Here is a 26,509-nt window from a genome sequence, read left to right as displayed (position 1 = left end):
TCGGAATGACAGGAAATGATGGTCAAAGATTATAGAGTACCGTGGTTAAAATTCGTCATTCTGGACAGCGACGAAGGAGCGTGATTCAGATTCCCCAAGAAGGAACCTAGGGTATTCCTTTACCCTAGGTCTCAATTTAATACTGGTCTTCAGACCAGCCATCACTATCGGACATATCGGGTGCGCCTGGGATGGTGTTTTCTTCATCTGCCCATTCACCAAAGTCAATCATTTGGCATTGTTTACTGCAGAAAGGGCGATGAGGACTTTGTTCTCCCCATTCTACGTCGGCGCCACATTGTGGGCATTGAACGATGGTAACTTTAGACATAGTTGAGCGTCCCATTACTAATTGGTGTTAAAGGGTAGTATACCTAAACGAATTAAAGATGGCTTATTCAACGCGCTATTGCTGCTACGAAATTTTATCAAATATAAGCGCAATAAAGCGTTGAATTTTAGATTATGGAGGCGAGGCGTAGTGTCGTCTTAGCTGCACACAGCAAGTTCAAATTCAATATCTTGTGTGCACGCTTGACCGTTTTCAAACGACATGAACTTGATCGCAAAGCGATTTTTATGACCTGAAATCATAGGATAAACGCCATATTCCATTGGGATGTGAAGTCTTAGAATGTTGGCTTCATCAGCGTCGCTTTGGAAGAAACCTGCACGACCGATTTGAGCTTTGAAATGTCCGGTCTCTCTAGTGAGCTTTAACCATAACGAAAGCGCATCAGATAAGGGCTTTAAGCTTGCTTGCCACTGTTGTGCATCACGCTTTTTACGTTCAATAGGTAGATGAAGCCAGTAGTGTAATGCTGGCAGATCAAAACAGCATGAACCACCCGGTAGATTAAAGCGTTGGCGGATAGAGCTTAAGAAGCGATCTTCTTTTAATGCTTGGCCAAAACGTTCAGCACCCATTAGTTGGCTATGAACGACATCTATCTCTTGTAGCAAGGTATTTAATGCGTCTTGATCGACACCATCAACATTTAGCCAATGGCGGTACGACAGCCGTTGCTTCTCAAGATCTTTAGCCAGTTCACTTTTCAGTTGGATTTGTTCGAAGATCTCAACCATATCGAATAACGCACGGAAAAACAGTTGATACTGATGATTTTCGCTAAACCCAGAGGCCAAGTGAGCCTGACGCAGCAGAGACTCCACTCTTAGATAAATACGAGTTTTCTCATTTAACGGATGTTCAAATTTGTGCGTGGTCATCGACATAAGCCTTTGTGAGTTTCGTTCCTATTTTCGCAGATTTTTCTTACACATGGCTAGGTACTTTTCGTGCAAATCTGTGATTTGAAGCAAAAGATCAGGGTCACTTGGATTATTCTTAACCACATCGTCTGCAAGCGCGAGCCTTTGCTCTCTTGATGCTTGAGAGGCAAGGATGGCGCGAACTTGATCTTCACTCACATTGTCTCGTTTCATCGTGCGAGATATCTGTGTATTCCGTTCTACATCGACGACAAGAACGCGATCACACAAACTATCTAGCTTGTTTTCTACGAGCAACGGCACCACAAGTAACGCATACTCTGAAGTGACTTGCTGCAAATCTTCGATCATCTTTTCACGAATTATCGGGTGCAACAGTGCGTTAAGCCATGCTTTTTCATCTGAATTCGAAAAGATTTTTTCTCTCAGCTTTGCGCGATCTAAAGTTTGGTCTTCACGAACGATATCGTGACCAAAGTGTTCAATAATCGCGTTTAGGCCGGGAGTACCTGGCTCGACAACTTCTCTTGCTACAATGTCGGCATCGACGATATCGATTTTAAATTGTTGTTTGAACAGATTCGCGACGGTTGTTTTTCCACTAGCGATACCGCCTGTTAAACCAATAACCAAAGCCATTTACACTCCTAGAACTGAAGTAAAGTACCAGTTTAAAATCTGGTCGCCCCAAATTAAGCTTATCCAACCAGCAATTGCTAAGTAAGGACCGAAAGGGAAAGCTTTTTCAATTCCCTGCTTTTGCAAGCGTAGTTGAATGATGCCAAATACGATGCCAACCACAGAAGAAAGTAGAATGATCATCGGCAGTGACTGCCAACCTAGCCAAGCTCCTAGTGCCGCCAGTAGTTTAAAATCACCATACCCCATTCCTTCTTTACCAGTAAGTAGCTTAAAGCCCCAGTAAACGGACCAGAGACATAGGTAACCAGCAATAGCACCAATGACAGAATCTTGTAGAGTAACAGGACTTATTTCGACTAATGCTAAGGCAATGCCAGCCCAAGTTAATGGTAATGTTAATTGGTCAGGTAACAACATAGTATCGAGATCGATAAATGTTGCGGCGATTAAGATAAAAGTAAAAAAGAGTAGGGCAACGGTAAAGTAACTAAAACCAAAGTAATAAGCGATAAAGCCTGAACAGAACGCGGTGAGCAGTTCAATCAGTGGATAGCGTGCACTAATGGTTGCCTGACAGTTGTGACATTTGCCTTTTAAAAGCAGCCAGCTAATCACAGGAATGTTGTCGCGAATACGTATCGGTGTTGCGCATTTCTGGCAGGAGGAGCGTGGAACGCTCAAGGTCAGCACTTCTTTAGGAGGTTCTATTTTGTATTCAGGAAATGACTCGGCACATTCGCGTCGCCATTCTAGTTCCATGATTTTAGGTAGTCGATAAATAACCACATTGAGGAAGCTACCCACGATCAGACCGAAGATGGTGGCAAATACAACGAATAGCCAAGGGTAGTACTGGAATACTTCCATATTTGTCTCTTGAGCGATGAGTGAAATCAGCAAGATGCTGTTTTAAAGGAGTTAACAGCCCATTCTAGCCCAATACACTCATTAAGTTAAATATTGGCAAGTACATTGCTGTCACTAATCCGCCAACAACGATACCTAAAAAAACGATAATTAGTGGCTCTAGAATTTTACTAAGGTTGTCGACGGTGTTATCGACTTCAAACTCGTAGATCGTTGCAACTTTATTGAGCATGTCGTCAAGTCGACCAGACTCTTCACCGATCATAACCATTTGTAACACCAATTCAGGGAACACATTACAGTTGCGCATGGCTACATACATTGGCATACCTGCGGCGGTATCACGGTAAACTTCTTCTATGGCGAGTTGATAGTGTAAGTTTCCTGAGGTTTTTGATGTGGTTTTTAAACTGGTTAGAATTGGAATACCCGCTGTAAAGCTTGTGGCGAATGTTCGACTAAATTTGGCGATAGCGGCTTTTGATAATACAGGGCCCAGAACAGGAAATTTAAGCACAGAGCGGTTGAGCATTAAGCGAAAAGAATCTGAACGCTTAGAGAGGATTCTCGCCGAGGTGAATAAACTAATGGAGCCTAGTGCGATAAACGGACTCCAGTTTTGTGTCCAGGCGGAAAGATCTAACACTTGCCTGGTAAACCAAGGTAAGTCAGCACCAAAACCAACAAACATTTTTTCGAACTCGGGAATGACTTTGGTGAGCATGATAAACGACACGCCTAACGCTACGAGCACTACCATCGCTGGGTAAATCAGTGCTTTGATCAATTTCGCACGGAGTTGTTCATTTTTTTCTCGGTAGGTGGCTAAGCGCTCGAACACTTCTGCTAAGTTACCGGATTGCTCACCTGTGGCGATAAGATCAGTATAGAGTGGGTCAAAGTGTTCACTTGCAGTGCGCATGGCTTTTGACATGGGCGTCCCCGCTTCAACGGCGCGTGTCACGCTCATCAAAATGGATTTCATCTCTGCTTTTTTGTGATTCTCTGATACCAATTTTAAAGCCTGAACCAAGGGCACACCGGTTATCAACATCGTCGAAATTTGGCGGGTAAACACCGTGATGTCTCTGCCTTTCACGCGATGGCTGAGTTTAGTGAGAAACGAAATACTGCTTTTCTTTAACTTCTTGATCTTGATGTGCTGTGCGTCTAGACGCTCGCGTACTTCAATTTCCGTCATCGCGAGGGTTTGTCCAGACGTCTTTTTGCCTGAACTGTTGATGCCTTTCCAGCGGAAGTTTTTAAGTTGTGGTGTAGTGCTTTTCATGGATGTGACTGCTGATTAAAGGATTAAAAATAAAGTACGCGCTGTAGTTCACTAAAACTTGTGATCCCTTGTTTGAGTTTTTCTATGCCCGACATTTGTAACGTGCTCATACCATTTGCGATGGCGAGTTTTTCTAGTTCATGTACCGAGGCACCTTTAATAAGCGCTTCGGAAAGAAATTCATCAAAGCGCATCACTTCATAAATCCCCGTTCGGCCGGAATAACCATGGGTACACTCATTGCATCCATCGGGATTGGCTTTAAAAATGTTGTCGCTTGCTTGAATTCCGAGATGTTGTAGCTGAACGGTAAGCTCTTGTGATTGTTTGCAGTGCGAGCACAGTTTACGGGCTAAGCGCTGGGCAATAATCAAACTAAGAGATGAGGCCAAGTTAAAGCTTTCTACGCCCATGTTTGATAAACGAATAACCGTTTCAGCCGCAGAATTGGTATGTAAGGTTGAAAGTACTAAGTGACCGGTTTGCGATGCTTTTATGGCTATTTCCGCAGTGTCTAAGTCACGAATCTCACCGACCATTACCACATCGGGGTCTTGACGCAAGAAAGAGCGCAGTGCTTCGGCAAAACCAAAACCAATCTTAGGCTGAACTTGAACTTGGTTAATGCCCGATAAGTTAATTTCTACTGGGTCTTCTGCCGTGGAAATGTTGATTTCTGGCTTATTGAGGATACTCAGCCCAGTGTACAGAGATACGGTTTTTCCGCTCCCGGTTGGGCCTGTCATCAGAATCATGCCTTGTGGGCGACGCAGCGCATCCAAGTACAATTGTTTTTGTTGTTCGCTATAACCAAGCTTGTCGATATCCAATGATGCAGAGCTGCTGTCGAGCAGTCGTAGTACAATTTTCTCTCCAAATAGAGTAGGCAGCGTGGATACACGCATATCAATTGCGGTGTCTTGATTCAACTTGAGCTTAATACGCCCATCTTGTGGTAAACGTCGCTCTGCAATATCAAGTTTAGAGAGGATTTTGATACGAGCAGATAAGCGGCGACTTAAGTGGCTTGGTGGCTGCTGTGTTTCAATTAAGATGCCATCACAGCGTAGGCGCACGCGGTACATCTTTTCATAAGGTTCAAAGTGGATATCGGATGCGCCTTTGCGCACAGCGTCCAGCAGAATTTGGTTTATGTAACGGCTGACGGGCGACTCGTCTTGGCTCAAGTCTTCAATGTTGTCGATTTCATCTGCGCCCACGTCAACCAGATTGGCTAACTCTTCTTGGTTGATCTCTTTTAACCCGGACTTCTCATGACTCAATGAACGACCATATAAGCGCCGAATCGCAGCGGTCAGTTCGCGAAAATCAGCCAGAACAAGTTCGACTTGCAAGCCTGTTGCAAAACGAAAGTCGTCTTCGGCTTGAAGATTGGTTGGATCGGCAACCGCGAGAATCAAAGTTGATGAGGTGCGATTAAGCGGCAGAGCGTTGTGCCGAGTGATCAAATCTCGCAAACCTAGTGTTTGGCATAACGAAGCGTATTCGTATTGATTGAGAGAAGCGCAAGAAAGCCCGAAAACAGAGCTTAGGTGCTCCGTTAATTCATGAGATTGAAAAAAGCCAGAATTGAGCAAAGCCTCTGGCATCGAAATGCCAGAAGCTTTGACTTGCTCTATTAACGATTCTTCTTGGGAAAAAGTCAGTAACCCTTTTTGGCGAAGAACCGTGGAGAGGTTAGTTAGCACTGCTTAACTTCTTAGGAGCATGCTTTAGGCTTTACACCTGTAGCAGTAATGCCAGAGGTACAGTTCCATTGACCTGTTCCATCACGCCCTAGAGTAACGTCTTTACTGATAACGTCTGGACTTACACCGGTGCTATTAAATGTGAATTTTATTGCACCTGACGACGTACTTGCTCCTGAAGCTGAAGCTGTATAGCTAATTACACCAAGTGGAGAAGTCGGAACTGGTAGCTGGGCTGCTGTTGGAAATGAGCCATTTTCAACAACATAAGTTTCAACATTTATTCTATGCCCAGTGATGGATGCTAGTGCAGACGCTGCCTCACTTTTAGCTACATATTTTTGGTATTGTGGAACTGCAATTGCAGCTAAAACACCAATTACCGCCACCACAATCATTAACTCAATCAGAGTAAAACCCTGTTGTTTTTTCTGTTTACTGTTTTTCATTTTTAACCCTTTCCTAAAAATTAATAATGCTCTTGCATTGGCGAAAGATTATGGAGAGTTAAGGTGGGTTGAAAATGGGGAAGGGATGGGCTCTCGAGTGAGATAAAACTCTTTGGTGAAAAGTTGCATATCGCATGCAGAGTTTTGCGAGTAGTACTATTTTTTAGTGGATAAAAAGAAAGGGCCAATTGGCCCTTTTAAATGATGAATTACTCACAACTCACTGAGTTGGTTGAAGTAATTTAGATTGTGTTGCTTTTATTATTTGAAGCGCATCGAAAGATCCATCGCTTTTAGATGCTTAGTCAACGCGCCTACCGAAATGTAATCGACACCGGTTTCTGCGTATTCTGCGATGGTCTCTAGCGTAATGTTGCCGGAGTTTTCTAAAGCGGCACGACCTGCGTTAATCGCTACGGCTTCACGCATCATTTCTTTTGTGAAGTTATCGAGCATGATGATGTCGGCACCAGCCTCTATCGCTTGTTTCAACTCTTCTAAGCTTTCCGTTTCTACTTCTACCGGTTTGCCTGGGTTAAGCTCTTTCGCTTTTTGGATGGCTTGAGTGATGCCACCACAAGCAATAATGTGGTTCTCTTTAATGAGGTAAGCATCGAACACGCCGATGCGGTGATTAAAGCCACCACCACACGTCACGGCGTATTTTAGTGCGCTACGCAGACCTGGAATGGTTTTACGTGTATCTAGTAGACGACACTCAGTATGCGCGATTTTTTCAGCGTACTCTGCGGTAACTGTTGCGCAGCCAGACAGCGTTTGGATGAAGTTCATTGCGTTACGCTCACCAGTCAACAAGTCACGAGCAGGGCCTGTCAGCGTGCAAAGGGTTTGGTTAGGCTCGACTTTATCGCCGTCCTTTACGTGCCATTCAATACTGACCTTGCCACCGAGCTGTTTAAAAACTTCATCAGCCCATGCTTGACCACAGAACACACCATACTCACGAGTAATAATCGTTGCGGTATTGACCGCATCGGCAGGGATCAAAGATGCAGTAATGTCATTATCTGCGTCGACACTGCCACCTAGATCTTCTTTTAAGGTATCAGCGACAGAGCGAGTGATCTCTAAAGGGAGTTGTTGTTTAAGGTATTCTAGGCGTTCTTGAATGTTGTGTGTGTTCTTCATCGCAAATCTTGTCTTGAAAGGGAGATGGCAACGAATGATACTCTCCGGTGTCAATAATTTCAGCAGTTAATTTGCAAAGTAGAGAGGTTGATATGCGCCCAATTATCGAGAATGGCTGGCTGACACAAGCAAAGCATGTTCCGTCACCATTTTTTGATGCCCGCTCTGATATAAACGACATCTCTCTGCTGGTGGTACACAATATCAGTTTGCCTCCTGGGCAGTTTGGTGGACCATATATAGAGGACTTCTTCACTGGCAAGCTAGACCCAAATGAACATCCATTTTTTGAAGCTATTCACAAAATGGGCGTTTCTGCACATTGCTTGATTAAAAGAAACGGCGAGGTTGTTCAATTTGTTTCTTTTCTTGATAGAGCATGGCATGCCGGTCAATCCAGTTTCGCAGGCAGGGAGCGTTGTAATGACTATTCCATTGGTATCGAGCTTGAAGGGACAGAATTTACTGCCTACACAGAAGCGCAATATCAATCACTTGCAGAGATCACTGAGGTGATTATGCAGTCTTATCCTCAAATCACCCCGCCACGAATTACCGGTCATCAATATATTGCGCCCTTGAGAAAAAGCGATCCTGGTCTAAGCTTTGATTGGGTGAAATATAGACTGCTTATACAGCGTTGATTTGTAGCGAAAGTGTAAATTCAAAAAAGCGAAATAAATAAGGCATACGATCAGGTATGCCTTTTTTTGATACCAGAAATATTAATGATTGTTAAAAGTTAACTACATTTTTACGCTCGCACATGCCGTTTTGGTGAATAAATAGACTGATAATTTTGTCATTTTCTGTATTTCTTTTCCAAAACTGCTAGCACGTCGACTTCCCATTTGTATGCTTTATGTAATTGGTCATACCAATTCTATTGCTGTTTTAACAGTCGATTGTTATCAGAGTGTTGGAAGTAAGCTCGTTCTATGATTTAGGTCAATTTTCGGCTGGACAGTGGCGTTTTAATTATGTTAATTTCTGCACCAACTTAAAATTGGTATTACCAATTACCTGCAAGAGTAGAAGAACAATAAATTATGGCTTATCAAAGGATTCGTCAGCCAAAACTCTCTGATGTTATAGAACAAGAGTTAGAAAGGTTGATAGTGGAAGGAACATTGTCTCCGGGGCAACAACTGCCTCCAGAGCGTGAACTGGCAAAACAGTTCGATGTGTCTCGTCCTTCAGTCCGAGAAGCCATTCAACGCTTGGAAGCGAAGCGTTTGTTGACTCGTCGCCAAGGTGGCGGAACATTCGTAAGTGAGAATATCTGGAAGAGCTTTTCAGATCCCTTGTTGAATTTGTTGTCTAGTCATTCTGAAACCCAGCTTGATGTGCTTGAGTCTCGTCATGCGATGGAAGGAATTTCAGCCTACTTTGCAGCTTTACGTGGTACCGAAGAAGATTTTGCGCGTATTCAAGGTTGCCTTGAGCGCATTAGCCAAGAGCAAGCAAACAACGATATCGAAGCTGAATCTGCGGAAGTAATGCAATTTTTGATCGCTTTGACAGAGGCCGCGCACAACGTGGTTTTGTTGCACATTGTTCGAAGCTTAGCACCTTTGCTTGAGCAAAATATTCTACAAAATTTTAAATTACTACGTCGCCGCCCAGAAGCGGTCGAGAAAGTCAGTAAACACCGAGCCAATATCGTGGATGCGATTGTTTCTGGTCAGCCTGAAAAGGCGCGAGAAATGTCCCACTCGCACTTGGCTTACATCGAAGAAACATTGTTGGATTTGACTCGAGAAGAGTCTCGACGAGAGCGTTCTCTACGTCGAATTCAGCAGGGTAATGACTCGTAAGAGCGTTACTTAAATAAGTAGATCCAACCAACAGAAGGATAGATCGCCATGTCTGATATGAAGCATGACGTAGATGCACTGGAAACTCAAGAATGGCTACAAGCGCTTGAGTCAGTTGTACGTGAAGAAGGTCTAGAGCGTGCTCAATTCCTATTAGAGCAAGTTCTAGATAAAGCACGTCTAGACGGTGTTGATATGCCAACAGGTATCACAACTAACTACATCAACACGATTCCTGCAGACCAAGAACCAGCATACCCAGGTGACACAACACTTGAGCGTCGTATTCGCTCAATTATTCGTTGGAACGCTATCATGATCGTTCTACGTGCATCTAAGAAAGACCTAGAGCTAGGCGGCCACATGGCGTCTTTCCAGTCTTCTGCTGCGTTCTACGAGACATGTTTCAACCACTTCTTCCGTGCACCAAACGAGAAGGATGGTGGCGACCTAGTTTACTACCAAGGTCACATTTCACCAGGTATCTACTCACGTGCATTCGTTGAAGGTCGTCTAACTGAAGAGCAGCTAGACAACTTCCGTCAAGAAGTAGACGGCAAAGGTATTCCTTCATACCCGCACCCTAAACTGATGCCTGAATTCTGGCAGTTCCCGACAGTATCGATGGGCCTAGGTCCAATCGCTTCTATCTACCAAGCTCGTTTCCTTAAGTACCTAGAAGGCCGTGGTCTTAAAGATACTTCAGAGCAGCGCGTTTACGCGTTCCTAGGTGACGGTGAGATGGATGAGCCAGAATCACGTGGTGCTATCTCTTTCGCTGCGCGTGAGAAACTAGACAACCTATGTTTCCTAATCAACTGTAACCTACAGCGTCTAGATGGCCCTGTAATGGGTAACGGTAAGATCATTCAAGAACTTGAAGGTCTGTTCAAAGGTGCTGGTTGGAACGTAGTGAAGGTAATCTGGGGTAACAACTGGGATTCACTACTAGCTAAAGATACGACTGGTAAGCTTCTACAGCTTATGAATGAAACGATCGACGGCGACTACCAAACATTCAAATCAAAAGATGGCGCGTACGTACGTGAGCACTTCTTTGGTAAGTACCCAGAGACAGCTGCACTTGTTGCTGACATGACTGACGACGAAATCTTCGCACTTAAGCGTGGTGGTCACGAGTCTTCTAAGCTATACGCGGCATACAAAAACGCGGCAGAAACTAAAGGTCGTCCAACAGTAATCCTAGCTAAGACTGTTAAAGGTTACGGCATGGGTGAAGCGGCTGAAGGTAAGAACATCGCGCACCAAGTTAAGAAGATGGACATGACTCACGTACTACACCTACGTGATCGTCTAGGTCTTCAAGACATCCTAACTGACGAAGCAGTGAAAGAACTTCCGTACCTGAAACTTGAAGAAGGTTCAAAAGAGTACGAATACCTACACGCTCGTCGTAAAGCGCTACACGGCTACACGCCACAGCGTCTACCAAAATTCACTCAAGAATTCATCGTTCCTGAGCTAGAAGAATTCAAGCCACTACTAGAAGAACAGAAGCGTGATATCTCTTCTACTATGGCATTCGTACGTGCACTAAACGTTCTACTTAAGAACAAGAACATTGGTAAGAACATCGTTCCTATCATTGCTGACGAAGCACGTACATTCGGTATGGAAGGTCTGTTCCGTCAAATCGGTATCTACAACCCGCACGGCCAAACATACACACCAGAAGACCGTGGCGTTGTTTCTTACTACAAAGAAGCGACTTCAGGTCAGGTTCTACAAGAAGGTATCAACGAGCTAGGTGCTATGTCTTCATGGGTTGCTGCTGCGACTTCATACTCGACAAACGACCTACCAATGATTCCGTTCTACATCTACTACTCAATGTTCGGCTTCCAACGTGTTGGCGACATGGCGTGGATGGCTGGTGACCAACAAGCACGTGGTTTCCTACTAGGTGCAACTGCGGGTCGTACAACGTTGAACGGTGAAGGTCTACAGCACGAAGACGGCCACTCGCACATTTTGGCGGGTACGGTTCCTAACTGTATTTCTTACGACCCAACGTTCGCGTACGAAGTAGCTGTAATCATGCAAGACGGTATCCGTCGCATGTACGGTCCAGAACAAGAAAACGTGTTCTACTACCTAACGCTAATGAATGAAAACTACGCAATGCCAGCAATGCCAGAAGGCGCTGAAGAAGGCATCCGTAAAGGTATCTACAAGCTAGAAACTTACACGGGCGACAAAGCGAAAGTTCAGCTAATGAGCTCTGGTACTATCATGAATGAAGTACGTAAAGCAGCTCAAATCCTAAGCGAAGATTACGGCGTTGCTTCTGATGTTTACTCTGTAACGTCATTCAACGAACTAACTCGCGATGGCCAAGATGCAGAGCGTTTCAACATGCTTCACCCAGAAGCGGAAGCGAAAGTACCTTACATCCAAACAGTAATGGGTACTGAACCTGCTATCGCAGCAACTGACTACATGAAGAACTACGCAGAGCAGGTTCGTGCATACATTCCTGCTGAGTCTTTCAAAGTTCTTGGTACTGATGGCTTCGGTCGTTCAGACAGCCGTGAAAACCTACGTCGTCACTTCGAAGTGAACGCAGGTTACGTAGTAGTAGCAGCGCTAACTGAACTAGCGAAACGTGGCGAAGTTGAGAAATCTGTAGTTGCAGAAGCAATTAAGAAATTCGACATCGACACAGAGAAAACAAACCCGCTATACGCTTAATTAAGAAGGTAGATAAGAAATGGCAATCGAAATTAATGTACCAGACATCGGTGCGGATGAGGTTGAAGTTACTGAGATTCTTGTAAGCGTTGGCGACAAGGTTGAAGAAGAGCAGTCTCTGATCACAGTTGAAGGCGATAAAGCTTCTATGGAAGTTCCTGCTTCTCAAGCGGGTATCGTTAAAGAAATCAAAGTTGCAGAAGGCGACAAGGTTTCTACTGGTTCTCTAATCATGATTTTCGAAGCCGAGGGTGCAGCTGACGCTGCACCTGCTCCTGCGGCAGAAGCAGCTCCAGCAGCAGCTCCAGCTCCAGCAGCAGCGGCAGAACTAAAAGAAGTTCACGTACCAGACATCGGTGGTGATGAAGTAGAAGTTACTGAAATCATGGTTGCCGTTGGCGACAGCATCGAAGAAGAGCAATCTCTTCTAACTGTTGAAGGCGACAAAGCTTCTATGGAAGTTCCAGCGCCATTCGCAGGTACTCTAAAAGAGATCAAAGTTGCAGCAGGCGATAAAGTATCGACTGGCTCACTTATCATGGTATTCGAAACAGCAGGTTCAGGCGCTCCAGCAGCACCAGCGGCAGCTGAAGCTCCTGCGGCAGCAGCTCCAGCAGCGTCTGCGGCAAAAGAAGTGAACGTTCCAGATATCGGCGGCGACGAAGTTGAAGTTACTGAGATCATGGTTGCGGTTGGCGACACAGTGGAAGAAGAGCAATCTCTAATCACTGTTGAAGGTGACAAAGCTTCTATGGAAGTTCCTGCACCATTCGCTGGCACAGTTAAAGAAATCAAGATTGCAGCTGGCGACAAAGTGTCTACTGGCTCACTAATCATGATTTTCTCTACAACGGAAGGCGAAGTGGCGGGCGCAACACCTGCTCCTGCAGCAGCTCCAGCTCAAGCGGCAGCACCTGCAGCTCCTAAAGCAGAAGCTCCAGCGGCAGCAGCTCCAGCAGCGACTGGCGATTTCAAAGAAAACGATGAGTACGCTCACGCGTCTCCAGTTGTTCGTCGTCTAGCGCGTGAATTTGGCGTTAATCTTTCGAAGGTTAAAGGTTCTGGTCGTAAGAGCCGTATCCTAAAAGAAGACGTTCAAGCTTACGTGAAAGATGCACTTAAGCGTCTTGAGTCTGGCGCAGGTGCAGCAGCATCTGGCAAAGGCGACGGCGCGGCTCTTGGTCTACTACCATGGCCAAAAGTGGACTTCAGCAAGTTTGGTGAGACAGAAGTTCAACCGCTATCTCGCATTAAGAAGATCTCTGGCGCAAACCTACACCGTAACTGGGTAATGATCCCGCACGTTACACAGTGGGATAACGCAGACATCACGGCTCTTGAAGCATTCCGTAAAGAGCAAAACGCGATTGAAGCGAAGAAAGACACTGGCATGAAGATCACACCACTTGTGTTCATCATGAAAGCGGTAGCTAAAGCGCTTGAAGCGTTCCCAGCGTTCAACTCTTCTCTATCAGAAGACGGTGAGAGCCTAATTCTGAAGAAATACGTGAATGTTGGTATCGCGGTAGATACACCAAACGGTCTAGTTGTTCCTGTATTTAAAGACGTGAACAAGAAAGGCATCTACGAGCTATCTGAAGAGCTAATGGCGGTTTCTAAGAAAGCACGTGCTGGTAAGCTAACTGCGGCTGACATGCAAGGTGGCTGTTTCACTATCTCTAGCCTAGGCGGTATCGGCGGTACAGCGTTTACTCCAATCGTAAACGCACCCGAAGTTGGTATCCTAGGTGTGTCTAAGTCAGAAATGAAACCGGTATGGAACGGTAAAGAGTTCGAACCGCGTCTACAACTTCCACTGTCTCTATCATACGACCACCGTGTGATCGATGGTGCTGAAGGTGCGCGCTTCATCACTTACCTAAACTCATGTCTATCTGACATTCGTCGTCTAGTTCTGTAATAGAAATTAGATGAATGAGAGGCGGCAACTTAGCCGCCTCTGCTAATCATAATTACCGACAATTTGGTTATCAGCCTTGCTTCGTTCAGGGTTTTCACAATCGAATTGTTGTCTAGCTCACAGGCTAAATTGATTTACTTTTCACACCATTAACATCTCTGTAAACTGTTAGCGGTCTGAAAATAACTGTTTAAAACAAATCTCTCTTAAACATAAAAAATCGATACCCACTCAGCCTGTTAGGGATAATGACTACAAGAGGTCAAAATGAGCAAAGAAATTAAAGCCCAAGTTGTTGTACTTGGTTCTGGTCCTGCTGGTTACTCCGCTGCATTCCGTTGTGCGGACTTAGGTCTTGAAACTGTACTAGTTGAACGTTACAGCACGCTTGGCGGTGTATGTCTGAACGTGGGTTGTATCCCATCTAAAGCACTGCTTCACGTTTCTAAAGTAATTGAAGAAGCGAAAGCGATGGCTGACCACGGCGTTGTGTTCGGTGAGCCTCAAACAGACATCAGCAAAATCCGCATCTGGAAAGAAAAAGTTGTTAACCAACTAACTGGCGGCCTAAGCGGTATGGCTAAGATGCGTAACGTAACAGTAGTTAACGGTTACGGTAAGTTCACTGGCCCTAACTCTATCCTTGTAGAAGGCGAAGGTGAGCCAACAGTTGTTAACTTTGACAACGCAATCGTTGCGGCTGGTTCTCGTCCAATCAAACTGCCATTTATCCCGCATGAAGACCCACGTATTTGGGACTCTACTGACGCTCTTGAACTAAAAGAAGTGCCAGAAAAACTGCTTATCATGGGCGGTGGTATCATCGGTCTAGAAATGGGTACGGTTTACCACTCTCTAGGTTCTAAAGTTGAAGTTGTTGAAATGTTTGACCAGGTAATTCCTGCAGCAGACAAAGATATCGTGAAAGTATTTACTAAGCGTATCAAAGACAAGTTCAAGCTAATGCTAGAAACGAAAGTAACAGCAGTTGAAGCAAAAGAAGACGGTATCTACGTTTCAATGGAAGGCAAGAAAGCGCCAGCTGAAGCTGAGCGTTACGATGCGGTTCTAGTTGCTATCGGTCGTGTACCAAATGGTAAGCTAATCGACGGTGAAAAAGCGGGTCTAGAAATTGACGAGCGCGGCTTCATCAACGTTGATAAGCAAATGCGTACTAACGTTCCTCACATCTTCGCGATCGGTGATATCGTTGGTCAACCAATGCTTGCTCACAAAGGTGTGCATGAAGGTCACGTAGCTGCTGAAGTTATCTCTGGTAAGAAGCACTACTTCGACCCTAAAGTTATCCCTTCAATTGCGTACACTGAGCCAGAAGTAGCTTGGGTTGGTAAGACTGAAAAAGAAGCGAAAGAAGAAGGCATCAAGTACGAAGTAGCAACATTCCCATGGGCAGCATCAGGTCGTGCAATCGCATCTGACTGTGCAGACGGTATGACTAAGCTAATCTTCGACAAAGAAACTCACCGCGTAATCGGTGGTGCTATCGTTGGTACTAACGGTGGTGAACTACTTGGTGAAATCGGCCTTGCAATTGAGATGGGCTGTGATGCAGAAGATATCGCTCTGACTATCCACGCTCACCCAACTCTACACGAGTCTGTAGGTCTAGCTGCTGAAGTATTTGAAGGTTCAATCACTGACCTGCCAAACAAAAAAGCAGTTAAGAAGAAGTAAGCTTTTTCTGACTGAATGATAGAAGCCGCTGCATTGCAGCGGTTTTTTTATGCTTGTTATATAGGAATATAAATGTGTGCTTAGCAGACAATAAAAAGCCCACCAAACGGTGGGCTGACATATATTACGAGCTAAGCTTTAGTGTTCACGGTTGTAAATGCAAAGCATATCTAAGTATGAATTCACTAGATGTTTCAGCTCCGCTTCACCTTTAGCGCGGTTCGCTTGGACAAACAGTGAGTAACAAATACCGTGGAACAGGTTTGCCAAGTGTTCTGAATCGTGCTGGTCACACACTTCGCCACGTTCAATTGCTTTAATGAACATGTTTTGTACCAGCAACTGGTTAGTACGGTTAGTTGAAACAAACAATGGCCATACTTCGTCACGTGTTGAAGCACTCCACTCGAACCATACTTTTAGCCAGTGACAATCTTGGCTGACAAGCTCGATCATCGCATTAGTAATATTGGCGATGTTTTCACGTGCATGTAAGTCTAGGTCTATGTTATCCGATAGGAAGTTTGAGAACTGACGTACGACGTGATTGAGAACTTCATCCACCAAGTCTTCGCGTGTAGGGAAGTAGTTAAAAACAGTCGCTACAGAAACTTGAGCAATTTCTGCGATATCTGCGTGACCACCACGACCGATGCCGCGGCGTGCAAATACTTCCAATGCGATTTCCATTAACTGTTGCTTACGCTTAATTGGAGAAAGCCTAGTTCTAGGTCTCTTTGCAATTGAGTCCATATCCATTTTCCTTGCCATTTGAGTTGATATTGGGGGTAACCCCCTAATTGATTATTTTAATAGTTGCTTAAAGCAGTGATGAGTGTAATGGTGCATATGCACAAGGTCAACATCTGTAGAACAATTTATATACAGTAATGTCATTATTATTGATAAATTTAGCTATGAACTTTATAAAACTAAGACCTTCTTCCAAGATTTTTTGGCAACAGGATGCGACTTTCAACCCAATGAACGTGGTGATACACTACACGCCGTAAGATTAGGTGATCGTTTGCGTGCGACTTACCTCAACCCACAAATTTAGATTGAGCACAGTATGAAACATACAATAGAAGTCATGATTTCTGAGCAAGAAGTTCAGGAGCGAGTTCGTGAATTAGGCAAACAAATTACAGAGCGTTATCAAGGTAGTGAAGATCTTGTGTTGGTAGGCTTATTGCGAGGCTCATTTGTATTTATGGCAGACTTGGCACGTGCTATCGAACTGACTCAGCAAGTTGATTTTATGACTGCGTCAAGCTACGGCAATACGATGGAAAGCTCACGTGACGTTCGTATCTTGAAAGATTTGGATGATGACATCAAAGGTAAAGACATTCTGCTTGTTGAAGACATCATTGACACTGGTAACACACTAAATAAAATCCGTGAGATTCTTTCGCTACGTGAGCCGAAGTCTATCGCGATTTGTACGCTCCTAGATAAGCCATCTCGTCGTGAAGTGAATGTTCCTGTGGATTGGATTGGTTTCGAAATTCCAGATGAATTTGTCGTTGGGGTGGGTATTGATTACGCGCAGAAATACCGCCACTTACCATACATCGGTAAAGTTGTACCTCAAGAATAATCATTGAGAGCAGCATTAAAAATATAAAAAAAACGCCCATCTAAGATGGGCGTTTTTTGTTCAACTTTTAGATATGACTTAGCGACAAAGCAGCTTGTTATCTGTATTTAGAATCGTCGAAAGAGCTTTCTGGTAAGACGCTTCTACGGTTTCCTTAGAGTTAGAACGAATGCCTAAGTACTCTAAGCGACCATCTTCAATTCCGTATACCACACCATGAATTTCAACATCTTGTCCACGCTCCCAAGCGTTTTGCAGGATGGTTGAGTTACCCAAGTTGTACACTTGCTCTGCAACATTAAGCTCGCCTAGTTTATCCGCTCGATCTTGTTGCGGCATTTGATCTAGGTAAGTGCGGTGTTTGAAATAGATATCTCTGATATGTAACAGCCAATTATTAATAAGACCTAGCTTAGGGTTATCAATGGCTGCATTTACGCCACCACATCCATAGTGTCCACAGACAATGATGTGTTTAACCTTAAGAACGTCTACGGCGTACTGGACGACGGATAGACAGTTGAGATCAGTATGGATAACTTGGTTTGCAACATTCCGATGAACAAAGAGTTCACCTGAGTATAGTCCGGTTAGTCGCTCGGCAGGGACGCGGCTATCAGAGCAGCCAATCCAAAGAAAATCAGGCTTTTGCCCCTCAGCGAGTTTTGCGAAGTATTCAGGTCGATCAGATTTGATCTCTTGAGACCATTTCGAATTGTTTTCAAATAACTGTTTTATTTCCGGCATTTTGCAAACTACTTCCCTTAAAAGACAAAATCGCTGCCGCTGTTTGTGTGCACATGCAAGCGATCAGTGTTGTAACTATACACAATGTTACAATTTCGATCTCGTTAAATATTCGTCAGATAGGACTCATCTGACTAGTTTTCATTAAGAAAAAAGTAAAATCTGGTGAAACTATTTGTGGTGTGAATTTAGCCTTAATCTATTTATGGTTTAAATTTTCGCCTAGCTCGTTAAAGTAGTGATATTTTACTTTTTAAAATTGAATGCAGGGAAAATCAGCAGTGTTCGGTAGTCGTTTTGAAGATATCAATTTCAAAGGGGATGTATTTGGCGGGGTAACCACGGCGATTATCTCTCTCCCTCTGGCGTTAGCGTTTGGTGTTGCATCCGGAGCCGGTGCTGAGGCCGGCCTTTGGGGAGCAATAATGGTCGGTTTGTTTGCCTCGTTATTTGGTGGTTCTAATACGTTAATATCAGAACCGACAGGGCCAATGACGGTAATCATGACCGCAGTATTAACCAGTATGATGGCGAAATACCCAGAAACGGGCATGGCTATGACTTTCACGGTTGTCATGATGGCTGGCGCGTTCCAAATCCTATTGGGGACGTTAAAACTGGGTAAATACGTTACCTTGATGCCTTACAGCGTTATTTCCGGGTTTATGTCTGGCATTGGTGTGATTCTTATCATTCTGCAGTTATCGCCTTTGATGGGGCATGCCGCGCCTTCAGGGGGAGTACTCGGAACGTTATCTGCTTTGCCGGAGACCATTTCTAACCTTAAGTTCAGTGAGTTGTTTTTGGGACTACTGACTTTGGGGATTCTTTTTTTCTTCCCTAAGCAATATCGTAAATACGTTCCTGCACAGCTCGTGGCATTGGTCGCGGTGACTTTATTGTCTGTGATTCTCTTTGATACAGAAGATATTCGTCGTATCGGTGAAATTCCTGCTGGGTTACCTTCTCTCGTCGCCCCTTATATTGACACAGATATGTTTGTCGAGATGGTCATTGATGCATTAGTGCTCGGCACATTAGGTTGTATTGATACTTTGTTAACGGCGGTTATCGGTGACTCATTAACTCGTAAAGAACACGACTCAGATAAAGAGCTGCGAGGTCAAGGGTTAGCTAACATGATCTCAGGCTTGTTTGGTGCGCTGCCAGGGGCGGGGGCTACCATGGGGACGGTAACGAATATCCAAGTTGGGGCTCGTTCGCCATTATCTGGTGTGATTCGTGCACTAATGTTGGCGTTGGTTGTACTGGTTGCTGGCGGATTAACAGAGCCAATCCCGATGGCTGTGTTAGCAGGCATTGCGGTGTATGTTGGCTTTAACATCCTAGACTGGAGCTTTATTCAGAGGGCACATAAGGTAAGCTTTTCCGGAATGGCGGTGATGTATGGCGTTATGTTGCTTACAGTATTCGTTGATCTTATCGTTGCGGTGGGTTTAGGCGTCTTTATCTCGAACATTATCATCATCGAGCGTTTGAGCCGAGAGCAGGCGCGACAAGTAAAAGCGATCAGCGACGCGGATGAAGATGATGTGCCGCTGACTGACAGCGAGCGTGGTTTGTTGGATCGTGCTAATGGTAAAGTGCTGTTCTTTTATCTTTCCGGTCCGATGATCTTTAGTGTTTCTAAAGCCATTTCACGTCAGCACTCTAGTATTTCTGACTATGACGTGATGATTCTCGATCTTACGGATGTACCAATGATTGATGTGACCGTCGGTTTGGCGTTAGAGAATGCGATTAAGGATGCTCTCGATGCCAATTGTGCCGTGTATTTATTATGCCCGAATGAGCGAACACGAGAACAGCTAGAGAAATTCCATGTGATTGACCTTGTGCCTGATGAAAATATGTACCAATTCCGTTACGAAGCATTGAATGCGGCGGTGGCACATGTTGAGGCAGACCAGTATCAGCGCATAACGGCGTAATCATTCTGACAGTTAAAAACGCAACAGTGTCCTGTTGCGTTTTTTTATGCTCTATTTTGTCTTACTCAGAGATAACCTTTACGAGGCAAGGGTTATATTTCCAATATTATCGAAAGGTTTATTTGTAATCATCGTTATTCAACGATAAACTGATGGACCTCCAATACGATACCCAAGGCGATTTTGTAGTAAACCGCTGATAAATATGAGTCGGTATTAGTAATCACAAACAAACGGCAATCAAGACCTTATGTACGCATTAGAAATTGAACAACTGCGCAAGACGTATGCAGGTGGCTTTGAGGCGTTAAAAGGTATAAGTCTCCAAGTGAAAAAGGGTGACTTCTACGCGCTTCTGGGTCCCAATGGTGCAGGAAAATCGACCACGATTGGCATCATTTCCTCCTTAGTGAATAAAACCTCCGGAACGACGAAAGTTTTCGGTTATGACATTGATACCGACCTCGAATTGGCCAAGCAGAATTTAGGCTTGGTGCCACAGGAGTTCAACTTCAACCAGTTTGAAACCGTTGAGCAAATTGTGATGCAGCAAGCTGGCTATTACGGTGTGTCTAAAGTATTAGCCAAAGAAAGAGCAGAAAAATACCTGAAAAAATTGGATTTATGGGAAAAACGCCAAGAGCGTGCTCGTAACCTATCCGGTGGGATGAAGCGTCGTTTAATGATCGCAAGAGCTTTGATGCACGAGCCGCAATTACTCATTTTAGATGAACCAACGGCTGGAGTGGATATTGAACTACGCCGCTCAATGTGGGGGTTTCTGAAAGAGATCAACCAAGAGCAAGGAATTACGATTATTTTAACGACACACTACCTAGAAGAAGCGGAGATGCTGTGTCGAAATATCGGCATTATTAATCGTGGTGAGCTGATTGAAAATACCACCATGAAGGCGTTACTAGGTAAGCTAAGCGTCGAGACATTTATCTTGGATATTGAGTCAGAAGTCGAGGTGCCTGAGCTTGAAGGTGTTAATCGACAAAGTATTGTTGATGGCTCTTTAGAGATAGAACTAGATAAGAGCCAAGGATTGAATTCGGTATTCAGTCAGTTAACAGAGCATGGCATTAAAGTTCTCTCAATGCGTAACAAAGCCAACCGACTTGAAGAGTTGTTTGTCAGCATTGTAAGAGAGGGGAGTAATTAAATGTACGGTTTATATTGGACGGCATTTCGCAGCTTGCTGAGCAAAGAAGTCACTCGTTTTACACGTATTTGGGTGCAAACCTTAGTGCCGCCAGCCATTACGATGACGTTGTACTTCATCATTTTCGGCAATCTTATTGGCTCTCGAATTGGTGAGATGAGCGGCTTTAGTTACATGGAGTACATTGTTCCAGGTTTGATCATGATGTCGGTGATCACTAACTCATACTCGAACGTGGCGTCGTCATTCTTTAGTGCAAAGCTACAGAAGAATATTGAAGAACTGCTGGTGGCACCGGTACCAAACTATGTGATTATTGCTGGCTATGTGATGGGCGGCGTGACTCGAGGTTTGTTGGTCGGTGCAATTGTTACTTGTGTGTCACTTTTGTTCGTTGATTTGCAAGTGGAGCACTGGGGCATTATTGTCGCGACTGTCTTCATGACGTCGGTTGTATTTGCTCTCGGTGGCTTGATCAATGCGGTTTACGCAAAAACGTTTGATGATATTTCGATCATCCCTACGTTTGTATTGACTCCTTTAACTTACTTGGGAGGAGTCTTTTATTCGATTAGTCTGCTGCCTGAATTTTGGCAAGGCGTTTCTAAGATCAACCCAATCGTCTACATGGTGAATGCGTTCCGCTACGGCTTTTTAGGTGTCTCGGATGTGGGCATTGTCACTTCATTTAGTGTACTTGTAGTGTTTATTGTTGCACTGTATGCCATTGCGCATTATCTAGTAACCAAAGGGATTGGGCTAAGAAGCTAAGCCATTCTCATAAAGCAAAGAGCGGCGATTCACGCTGCTCTTTCGCGTGCATAACAATACATACCCATACAATTTTTCGGTTTTTATCATGGTAGGTTTCAATCATTTGTAATAAATGAGTGATCCTATGAATATTGTCCCGCCGCCGCCTTTCTCCTATCAGTTACTTAAGCCCAAATATTGGTCTGTATGGCTGGCATTTGGATCTTTAGCGATTCTTGTTAATGTACTGCCATACGTAGTATTGCGAATCTTAGGTAGAAGCATCGGCTGTATTGCGATGCATGTAATGAAGCGCCGACACAAGATCGCTCTGCGTAATCTCCAGCTGTGTTTCCCTGATTTTACGGATTGGCAATGTAAGGACGTAGTACGAAAAAACTTTCAATATACTGGAATGGCGATCATCGAAACCGGTATCGCTTGGTTTTGGCCAGATTGGCGGATACGTCGGATAACCTCTATTGTTGGAAAAGATCGTTTACTCGCTGAGGAAAAGAATGGACGTGGTGTGTTGGTGGTGTGCAGTCACCATTTAAACTTGGAGATAACCGCTCGTATTTTTAGCCAGTTTGCCCAAGGTTATGGCGTTTATCGCCCAAATTCGAATCCTGCTTATGAGTTTATTCAACATCGAGGTCGAACTCGTTTTGGACATCAAATGATTGATCGAAAAGACGTGAAATCAATGCTCAAAGTTCTGAAAAATGGTCATCGACTTTGGTATTTGCCCGACCATGATTATGGCGTTAGCCATTCTGTTTTTGCGCCGTTTTTTGCTGTTGAACAAGCGGCGAGTACCGTCGGGTCTAGTGTTCTCATTGATGCAACAAAGTGCGCGGTTATATCTGGCGTTACAGTGAGTAAAAATCACCATTACACGCTGTACATTGGAAAAGACATTAGCGAGCGTTTCGAGAGACGTAATGCGGTTAAAGCGGCAAGCATCTTGAATCAAGAGCTTGAGAAAATGATAAAACGTGATATTCCAGCGTGGATGTGGCTGCACAAGCGGTTTAAAACTCGCCCTGAAGGGTTAGATTGCGTCTATACGTAGAGTATAAAAAAGGTCGACTAAGAGTCGACCTTTTTACTTTTATGACTCAGAGCTTACTCTGCGTTCTCTGAGTTTGTATTGTTAGATTCAGCTTCTTCCTTCGCTTCGACAACCATATCTACCGTTTGGTTATCGATAAGACGAGCCTTGCCTAGGAACGCAGACATCAGAATGACAGCTTGTGTCGTTTCTGGTGTGATCACTTGTAATGTACGAGCATCACGAATGAAGATCTCATCAGGGTGCAGACCTGCAGCTCGAAGTTGGTCGCTTGCATCTTCGATGATCGATGCGTAGTCATCGCGGCCACCGCGAATGGCACTGCTGATCCAACGCATTGTACGAGCAAGTACAGGCGCACGTTGACGCTCGTCCAGCGTAAGCAAGCCATTGCGTGAACTCATTGCTAAACCGTCCATTTCACGTACGGTTGGTACACCGATGATTTCAATGTCCATTGCTAGGTCATCAACCATCTTGCGGATAACAGCAAGTTGTTGGAAGTCCTTCTCGCCGAAGCACGCGACATCCGGTTGTACGATGTTAAACAGCTTATTCACAATCGTCGTCACGCCACGGAAATGACCTGGTCGAGACGCGCCTTCGAGAATTGTTGATAGGCCAGGGACATCGACGAAGGTTTGCTTGTCCAGACCTTCTGGGTAGATAACTTCTGGTGTTGGCGTAAATACCACATCGACCCCTTCAGAGGTTAACTTGCTTAAGTCTTCCTCTAGCGTGCGTGGGTAATTATTTAAATCGTCTGCACGATCAAACTGCATCGGGTTAACAAAGATGCTTACGACAACGATATCAGCGTATTCGCGTGCTTTACGCACTAAGGTTAAGTGGCCTTCGTGAAGGTTGCCCATGGTAGGGACAAACGCCACTTTACGACCTTCACGTTTAAAGGTTTTAAGGTGTTCACGAACTGCTGAGATTTCCGCAAAAGTTTGCATGCATTTATCCTCTAGGCAATGGTATGAGCGTCGTCTGGGAATACACCGTTGGCTACATCTTCAATGTATTTAGTAACGGCTTTGCGCATATCACCTGTTTCAGCAAGAAAGTTTTTGGAGAATTTCGGCATGTAGTTGGCAGAAATACCAAACATATCATGCATTACGAGAATTTGACCATCTGTTACGTTACCTGCACCAATACCGATAACAGGAACGTCAAGCACTTGCGTAATACGTTCAGCAAGCTCAGCTGGTACGCATTCTAGTAAGACGATTTGAGCGCCTGCTTCTTGCAGCGCTAATGCGTCTTTTACCATGCGGTCTGCTTTTTCTTGATCGCGACCTTGGATTTTGTAACCACCAAAAATATTAACAGCTTGAGGAGTTAAACCAAGATGAGCACAAACTGGAACTGATCGTTCAGTGAGCATTTTCACCGTGTCGACAAGCCAGTCACCACCTTCAATTTTTACCATATTGGCACCAGCACGCATCAGTTTAGCCGCATTTTCGCAAGCTTGCTCTGGCGTGGTGTAGCTCATGAATGGCATGTCTGCCATCAACAAACAATTTGGGCTACCAGCGCGTACGCAACGAGTATGGTAAGCGATATCATCGACCGTTACTGGCAGAGTATCGTTGTGACCTTGCAAAACCATACCTAGAGAATCACCAACAAGAAGTACTGGCATTTCTTGGCTTTCAAACAGTTGGGCAAAGCTCGCATCATAAGCGGTTGAAGTAGCAAATTTACGACCTTCTTGCTTCCACTTGATCAGGTCGTTGATGGTCATTTTTTTCATGGTTTTATCCTTACTAGGAGTTGGCTATGACTGCCAGATACTGAGGCCGTTTCTATCTACTTGTTCCAGTAGTTTAGAGACCTCGGTCCCATCAGGGAGTTGTAAACTTGGTGCAATTTCCGCAAGAGGGTAGAGTACGAATTCACGCTCTTTCATTCCATAATGAGGAACGATCAGCCTCTCGGAATTAATCACCTCATTGCCATAAAGCACAATGTCGAGGTCCAAGGTTCTTGGTCCCCAGCGTTCGTCTTTACGGACACGCCCTTGTTCTTGCTCTATAGCTTGTGTGCAATTGAGCAATTCAATAGGCGTCAAACTGGTGTTAATAGACACAACCGCATTGATGTAATCCGGTTGGTTTTGTGGCCCCATTGGCGTGCTGCTGTATAGCGAAGAAGCTTGAACAAACTCTGATTTAGGCAGCGTTTTTAATGCTTCAATCGCTTGCTTCGCTTGGCTGACAGGATCAGCCAAGTTACTGCCTACCGCAATGTACGCTGTAATCATGATTTGGGCTTACTCTTTTTCTTGCGATAAGTTTTACGGCGGCGCTGGCCTGTTTTCGGTGATTGACCGTCTAAGTCGGCAGCCATTGCTTGACGCATTTCTCGGCCTGCATTTTGAAAAGTTTCCCACCACTTGGCAAGCTTCTGAGTGTCACCACCTTCAATTTCACCGCGCATTTCAAGAAAATCAAAGCCAGCTCTAAATTTATTGAGCTCCATAAGACGGAATGCACGTTTACCGTTACGTCGTGGAAGACGAAGCTGTAACTGCCAAATCTCGCGAATGGTTGCGGTGTGGCGTCTTGGAATGGCAATTGTGCGAACTTGCTCGTCAAGAATGATGTTGCTCGCTTCCATAATGGCGTCGTAATGGCCTAAGTTGCGCTCTTCCATCAGTTCATCGGCTTTCGCACACAGTGGGTACCACAGCATTGCAGCAAACATAAATGCTGGATTGATGCGTTTCCCATCTTCGATGCGCATGTCGGTAGAATCTAGGACAAGATCCAACATCTGCTCAGTGTGAGAGGAGTAATCTTCTGTAAAGTGCGCTGCAATCGTCGGGAATAGTTGCTGGAATAGGTTGTACTCACGCAGTAGATGGTAGGTTTCTAAGCCATGACCGGATTGCAATAATTTGAGTGACTCTTCAAAAAGACGCGCTGACGGAATGTCACCGAGCAACGGTGCCATGTGTTCGATTGGCGCTGCGGTGTCTTCTTCAATATCAAAGTCTAGTTTTACCGCGAAACGAACCGCACGCAGCATGCGCACAGGGTCTTCACGGTAGCGTGTTTCTGGATCACCAATCAGTCGAATTAGGCGATCTTCTAAATCTTCAATACCACGTGCGTAGTCGTGAATCGAGTAATCTGCGATGTTGTAGTACATCGAGTTAATCGTGAAATCACGGCGCTCAGCATCTTCATCGATGGTGCCGTAGACGTTGTCACGCAGCAGCATACCCTCTTTTGATTGCTGAGAAATGCTCTTATTCTTTTGCTCTTGGTGGTGACCACGGAACGTCGCAACCTCAATGATGTCTCGGCCAAACATAATATGAGCCAAGCGGAAGCGGCGACCAATCAAACGGCAGTTACGAAATAGCTGTTTGATCTGTTCCGGCGTTGCGTTGGTCGCAATGTCAAAATCTTTTGGTTTTTGTCCAAGCAGTAAGTCTCGAACCCCGCCACCCACAAGAAAAGCATCGAAACCAGCACCATTTAGGCGGTACAGTACCTTCAGCGCATTATCACTGATCTGCTTACGCGAAATGTTGTGCTCTTCACGAGTTATTACATTGAGAGCGAGCTCTGGAATTGTGGCAGGTTCGCTTGGTGTATAGTCGTTTGTATTCATGTGCATCTGGCAATAACTGGGTTTAATCCAATCTTGCTTTGGTTAGTTTTATACGCCTCTAGGGCCTAATTTGCGGCTAATGATAGCCTACACAAT

At 44.7% G+C, this 26,509-nt stretch carries 24 protein-coding genes; 10 read left to right on the top strand and 14 right to left on the bottom strand.

Features of this window, described 5'->3' with window-relative positions; all coding sequences use genetic code 11:
• Nucleotides 1-136: 136 nt before the first annotated feature.
• From yacG to nadC, 8 genes are all read right to left on the bottom strand, one after another.
• Nucleotides 137-331, bottom strand: coding sequence for a DNA gyrase inhibitor YacG (gene yacG / locus R7E47_RS19090; protein WP_017635922.1), 195 nt, complete (start codon nt 329-331; stop codon nt 137-139).
• 158 nt (nt 332-489) lie between these two features.
• On the bottom strand, nt 490-1,230 hold the full coding sequence (zapD, locus tag R7E47_RS19085; protein WP_005373086.1) for a cell division protein ZapD: 741 nt from the start codon (nt 1,228-1,230) through the stop codon (nt 490-492).
• Between the two features lie 27 nt (nt 1,231-1,257).
• Complete coding sequence (gene coaE, locus R7E47_RS19080) at nt 1,258-1,872, bottom strand: dephospho-CoA kinase (RefSeq protein ID WP_318084966.1); 615 nt, start codon at nt 1,870-1,872, stop codon at nt 1,258-1,260.
• Nucleotides 1,873-2,742, bottom strand: coding sequence for a prepilin peptidase (locus tag R7E47_RS19075; RefSeq protein ID WP_017635919.1), 870 nt, complete (start codon nt 2,740-2,742; stop codon nt 1,873-1,875).
• Between the two features lie 64 nt (nt 2,743-2,806).
• Nucleotides 2,807-4,030 (bottom strand): type II secretion system F family protein, encoded by a 1,224-nt coding sequence (locus tag R7E47_RS19070; protein ID WP_318084964.1) that lies wholly within the window; start codon nt 4,028-4,030, stop codon nt 2,807-2,809.
• 23 nt (nt 4,031-4,053) lie between these two features.
• Nucleotides 4,054-5,739, bottom strand: coding sequence for a type IV-A pilus assembly ATPase PilB (pilB, locus tag R7E47_RS19065; RefSeq protein ID WP_318084963.1), 1,686 nt, complete (start codon nt 5,737-5,739; stop codon nt 4,054-4,056).
• An 11-nt stretch (nt 5,740-5,750) separates the two neighbouring features.
• Nucleotides 5,751-6,188 (bottom strand): pilin, encoded by a 438-nt coding sequence (locus R7E47_RS19060; protein ID WP_203346929.1) that lies wholly within the window; start codon nt 6,186-6,188, stop codon nt 5,751-5,753.
• A 261-nt stretch (nt 6,189-6,449) separates the two neighbouring features.
• A complete protein-coding gene (gene nadC, locus R7E47_RS19055; protein WP_054576329.1) occupies nt 6,450-7,337 on the bottom strand; it encodes a carboxylating nicotinate-nucleotide diphosphorylase in 888 nt (295 codons plus the stop codon).
• Nucleotides 7,338-7,429: 92 nt separating this feature from the next.
• Between nadC and ampD the strand changes: the two genes are divergently transcribed.
• The 5 genes from ampD (at nt 7,430) to lpdA (ending at nt 15,482) form a co-directional block, all read left to right on the top strand.
• Complete coding sequence (gene ampD / locus R7E47_RS19050) at nt 7,430-7,981, top strand: 1,6-anhydro-N-acetylmuramyl-L-alanine amidase AmpD (protein WP_017635914.1); 552 nt, start codon at nt 7,430-7,432, stop codon at nt 7,979-7,981.
• A gap of 405 nt (nt 7,982-8,386) precedes the next feature.
• Nucleotides 8,387-9,154, top strand: coding sequence for a pyruvate dehydrogenase complex transcriptional repressor PdhR (pdhR, locus tag R7E47_RS19045; RefSeq protein WP_005379989.1), 768 nt, complete (start codon nt 8,387-8,389; stop codon nt 9,152-9,154).
• Between the two features lie 48 nt (nt 9,155-9,202).
• Nucleotides 9,203-11,866 (top strand): pyruvate dehydrogenase (acetyl-transferring), homodimeric type, encoded by a 2,664-nt coding sequence (gene aceE / locus R7E47_RS19040; RefSeq protein WP_005386612.1) that lies wholly within the window; start codon nt 9,203-9,205, stop codon nt 11,864-11,866.
• Nucleotides 11,867-11,885: 19 nt separating this feature from the next.
• Nucleotides 11,886-13,787 (top strand): pyruvate dehydrogenase complex dihydrolipoyllysine-residue acetyltransferase, encoded by a 1,902-nt coding sequence (gene aceF, locus R7E47_RS19035; protein ID WP_318084958.1) that lies wholly within the window; start codon nt 11,886-11,888, stop codon nt 13,785-13,787.
• Between the two features lie 267 nt (nt 13,788-14,054).
• A complete protein-coding gene (gene lpdA, locus R7E47_RS19030) occupies nt 14,055-15,482 on the top strand; it encodes a dihydrolipoyl dehydrogenase (RefSeq protein ID WP_005379993.1) in 1,428 nt (475 codons plus the stop codon).
• Between the two features lie 138 nt (nt 15,483-15,620).
• On the opposite strand, the gene opaR is transcribed toward lpdA, so the two are convergent.
• On the bottom strand, nt 15,621-16,235 hold the full coding sequence (opaR, locus tag R7E47_RS19025) for a transcriptional regulator OpaR (RefSeq protein WP_005379994.1): 615 nt from the start codon (nt 16,233-16,235) through the stop codon (nt 15,621-15,623).
• 319 nt (nt 16,236-16,554) lie between these two features.
• On the opposite strand from opaR, the gene hpt reads away from it, so the two are divergent.
• Entirely contained in the window at nt 16,555-17,085 is a 531-nt protein-coding gene (gene hpt / locus R7E47_RS19020; protein ID WP_318084953.1) for a hypoxanthine phosphoribosyltransferase, read from the top strand.
• 78 nt (nt 17,086-17,163) lie between these two features.
• Here hpt and can read toward each other — a convergent pair whose 3' ends face one another.
• Nucleotides 17,164-17,832, bottom strand: coding sequence for a carbonate dehydratase (can, locus tag R7E47_RS19015; protein ID WP_005379996.1), 669 nt, complete (start codon nt 17,830-17,832; stop codon nt 17,164-17,166).
• Between the two features lie 281 nt (nt 17,833-18,113).
• Here can and R7E47_RS19010 point away from each other — a divergent pair, with 281 nt between their 5' ends.
• The 4 genes from R7E47_RS19010 (at nt 18,114) to R7E47_RS18995 (ending at nt 22,780) form a co-directional block, all read left to right on the top strand.
• Nucleotides 18,114-19,784 carry a SulP family inorganic anion transporter gene (locus R7E47_RS19010; protein ID WP_005379997.1) on the top strand — a complete coding sequence of 557 codons (1,671 nt, stop codon included), beginning with the start codon at nt 18,114-18,116 and terminating at the stop codon, nt 19,782-19,784.
• 250 nt (nt 19,785-20,034) lie between these two features.
• The gene (locus R7E47_RS19005) at nt 20,035-20,952 is read left to right on the top strand and encodes an ABC transporter ATP-binding protein (RefSeq protein ID WP_005380000.1); all 918 of its coding nucleotides are present in this window, start codon (nt 20,035-20,037) and stop codon (nt 20,950-20,952) included.
• Complete coding sequence (locus tag R7E47_RS19000; protein WP_318084951.1) at nt 20,953-21,723, top strand: ABC transporter permease; 771 nt, start codon at nt 20,953-20,955, stop codon at nt 21,721-21,723. It abuts the gene before it with no gap.
• 127 nt (nt 21,724-21,850) lie between these two features.
• A complete protein-coding gene (locus tag R7E47_RS18995; protein WP_053304122.1) occupies nt 21,851-22,780 on the top strand; it encodes a Kdo(2)-lipid IV(A) acyltransferase in 930 nt (309 codons plus the stop codon).
• Between the two features lie 53 nt (nt 22,781-22,833).
• Here the strand turns inward: R7E47_RS18995 and panC are convergent, their stop codons facing one another.
• Genes panC through pcnB form a run of 4 tightly spaced genes read right to left on the bottom strand, consistent with a single transcriptional unit; the run spans nt 22,834 to nt 26,419 of the window.
• Nucleotides 22,834-23,739 (bottom strand): pantoate--beta-alanine ligase, encoded by a 906-nt coding sequence (panC, locus tag R7E47_RS18990; RefSeq protein ID WP_161440654.1) that lies wholly within the window; start codon nt 23,737-23,739, stop codon nt 22,834-22,836.
• 11 nt (nt 23,740-23,750) lie between these two features.
• Nucleotides 23,751-24,545: a 3-methyl-2-oxobutanoate hydroxymethyltransferase gene (gene panB / locus R7E47_RS18985; protein ID WP_005386592.1), complete on the bottom strand. Its 795-nt coding sequence runs from the start codon at nt 24,543-24,545 to the stop codon at nt 23,751-23,753.
• Between the two features lie 24 nt (nt 24,546-24,569).
• Entirely contained in the window at nt 24,570-25,055 is a 486-nt protein-coding gene (folK, locus tag R7E47_RS18980; RefSeq protein ID WP_005380007.1) for a 2-amino-4-hydroxy-6-hydroxymethyldihydropteridine diphosphokinase, read from the bottom strand.
• Nucleotides 25,052-26,419: a polynucleotide adenylyltransferase PcnB gene (pcnB, locus tag R7E47_RS18975; protein ID WP_005386589.1), complete on the bottom strand. Its 1,368-nt coding sequence runs from the start codon at nt 26,417-26,419 to the stop codon at nt 25,052-25,054. The genes folK and pcnB overlap by 4 nt, the downstream gene beginning before the upstream one ends.
• Nucleotides 26,420-26,509 lie beyond the last annotated feature (90 nt).

Origin of the sequence: Vibrio sp. Vb1026, assembly GCF_033338745.1 — a bacterium.
In the GTDB taxonomy this organism is placed as follows: Bacteria; Pseudomonadota; Gammaproteobacteria; order Enterobacterales; family Vibrionaceae; genus Vibrio; species Vibrio alginolyticus.
The sequence above is the reverse complement of the archived record's forward strand: the minus strand, read 5'-3'. Positions and strand labels throughout refer to the sequence as shown.

What these genes read in the sequence shown, in the direction of transcription:
- yacG (WP_017635922.1), bottom strand. Translation starts at nt 331, where the DNA reads ATGTCTAAAGTTACCATCGTTCAATGCCCACAATGTGGCGCCGACGTA.
- zapD (WP_005373086.1), bottom strand. Translation starts at nt 1,230, where the DNA reads ATGACCACGCACAAATTTGAACATCCGTTAAATGAGAAAACTCGTATT.
- coaE (WP_318084966.1), bottom strand. Translation starts at nt 1,872, where the DNA reads ATGGCTTTGGTTATTGGTTTAACAGGCGGTATCGCTAGTGGAAAAACA.
- R7E47_RS19075 (WP_017635919.1), bottom strand. Translation starts at nt 2,742, where the DNA reads ATGGAAGTATTCCAGTACTACCCTTGGCTATTCGTTGTATTTGCCACC.
- R7E47_RS19070 (WP_318084964.1), bottom strand. Translation starts at nt 4,030, where the DNA reads ATGAAAAGCACTACACCACAACTTAAAAACTTCCGCTGGAAAGGCATC.
- R7E47_RS19060 (WP_203346929.1), bottom strand. Translation starts at nt 6,188, where the DNA reads ATGAAAAACAGTAAACAGAAAAAACAACAGGGTTTTACTCTGATTGAG.
- nadC (WP_054576329.1), bottom strand. Translation starts at nt 7,337, where the DNA reads ATGAAGAACACACACAACATTCAAGAACGCCTAGAATACCTTAAACAA.
- ampD (WP_017635914.1), top strand. Translation starts at nt 7,430, where the DNA reads ATGCGCCCAATTATCGAGAATGGCTGGCTGACACAAGCAAAGCATGTT.
- pdhR (WP_005379989.1), top strand. Translation starts at nt 8,387, where the DNA reads ATGGCTTATCAAAGGATTCGTCAGCCAAAACTCTCTGATGTTATAGAA.
- aceE (WP_005386612.1), top strand. Translation starts at nt 9,203, where the DNA reads ATGTCTGATATGAAGCATGACGTAGATGCACTGGAAACTCAAGAATGG.
- aceF (WP_318084958.1), top strand. Translation starts at nt 11,886, where the DNA reads ATGGCAATCGAAATTAATGTACCAGACATCGGTGCGGATGAGGTTGAA.
- lpdA (WP_005379993.1), top strand. Translation starts at nt 14,055, where the DNA reads ATGAGCAAAGAAATTAAAGCCCAAGTTGTTGTACTTGGTTCTGGTCCT.
- opaR (WP_005379994.1), bottom strand. Translation starts at nt 16,235, where the DNA reads ATGGACTCAATTGCAAAGAGACCTAGAACTAGGCTTTCTCCAATTAAG.
- hpt (WP_318084953.1), top strand. Translation starts at nt 16,555, where the DNA reads ATGAAACATACAATAGAAGTCATGATTTCTGAGCAAGAAGTTCAGGAG.
- can (WP_005379996.1), bottom strand. Translation starts at nt 17,832, where the DNA reads ATGCCGGAAATAAAACAGTTATTTGAAAACAATTCGAAATGGTCTCAA.
- R7E47_RS19005 (WP_005380000.1), top strand. Translation starts at nt 20,035, where the DNA reads ATGTACGCATTAGAAATTGAACAACTGCGCAAGACGTATGCAGGTGGC.
- R7E47_RS19000 (WP_318084951.1), top strand. Translation starts at nt 20,953, where the DNA reads ATGTACGGTTTATATTGGACGGCATTTCGCAGCTTGCTGAGCAAAGAA.
- R7E47_RS18995 (WP_053304122.1), top strand. Translation starts at nt 21,851, where the DNA reads ATGAATATTGTCCCGCCGCCGCCTTTCTCCTATCAGTTACTTAAGCCC.
- panC (WP_161440654.1), bottom strand. Translation starts at nt 23,739, where the DNA reads ATGCAAACTTTTGCGGAAATCTCAGCAGTTCGTGAACACCTTAAAACC.
- panB (WP_005386592.1), bottom strand. Translation starts at nt 24,545, where the DNA reads ATGAAAAAAATGACCATCAACGACCTGATCAAGTGGAAGCAAGAAGGT.
- folK (WP_005380007.1), bottom strand. Translation starts at nt 25,055, where the DNA reads ATGATTACAGCGTACATTGCGGTAGGCAGTAACTTGGCTGATCCTGTC.
- pcnB (WP_005386589.1), bottom strand. Translation starts at nt 26,419, where the DNA reads ATGCACATGAATACAAACGACTATACACCAAGCGAACCTGCCACAATT.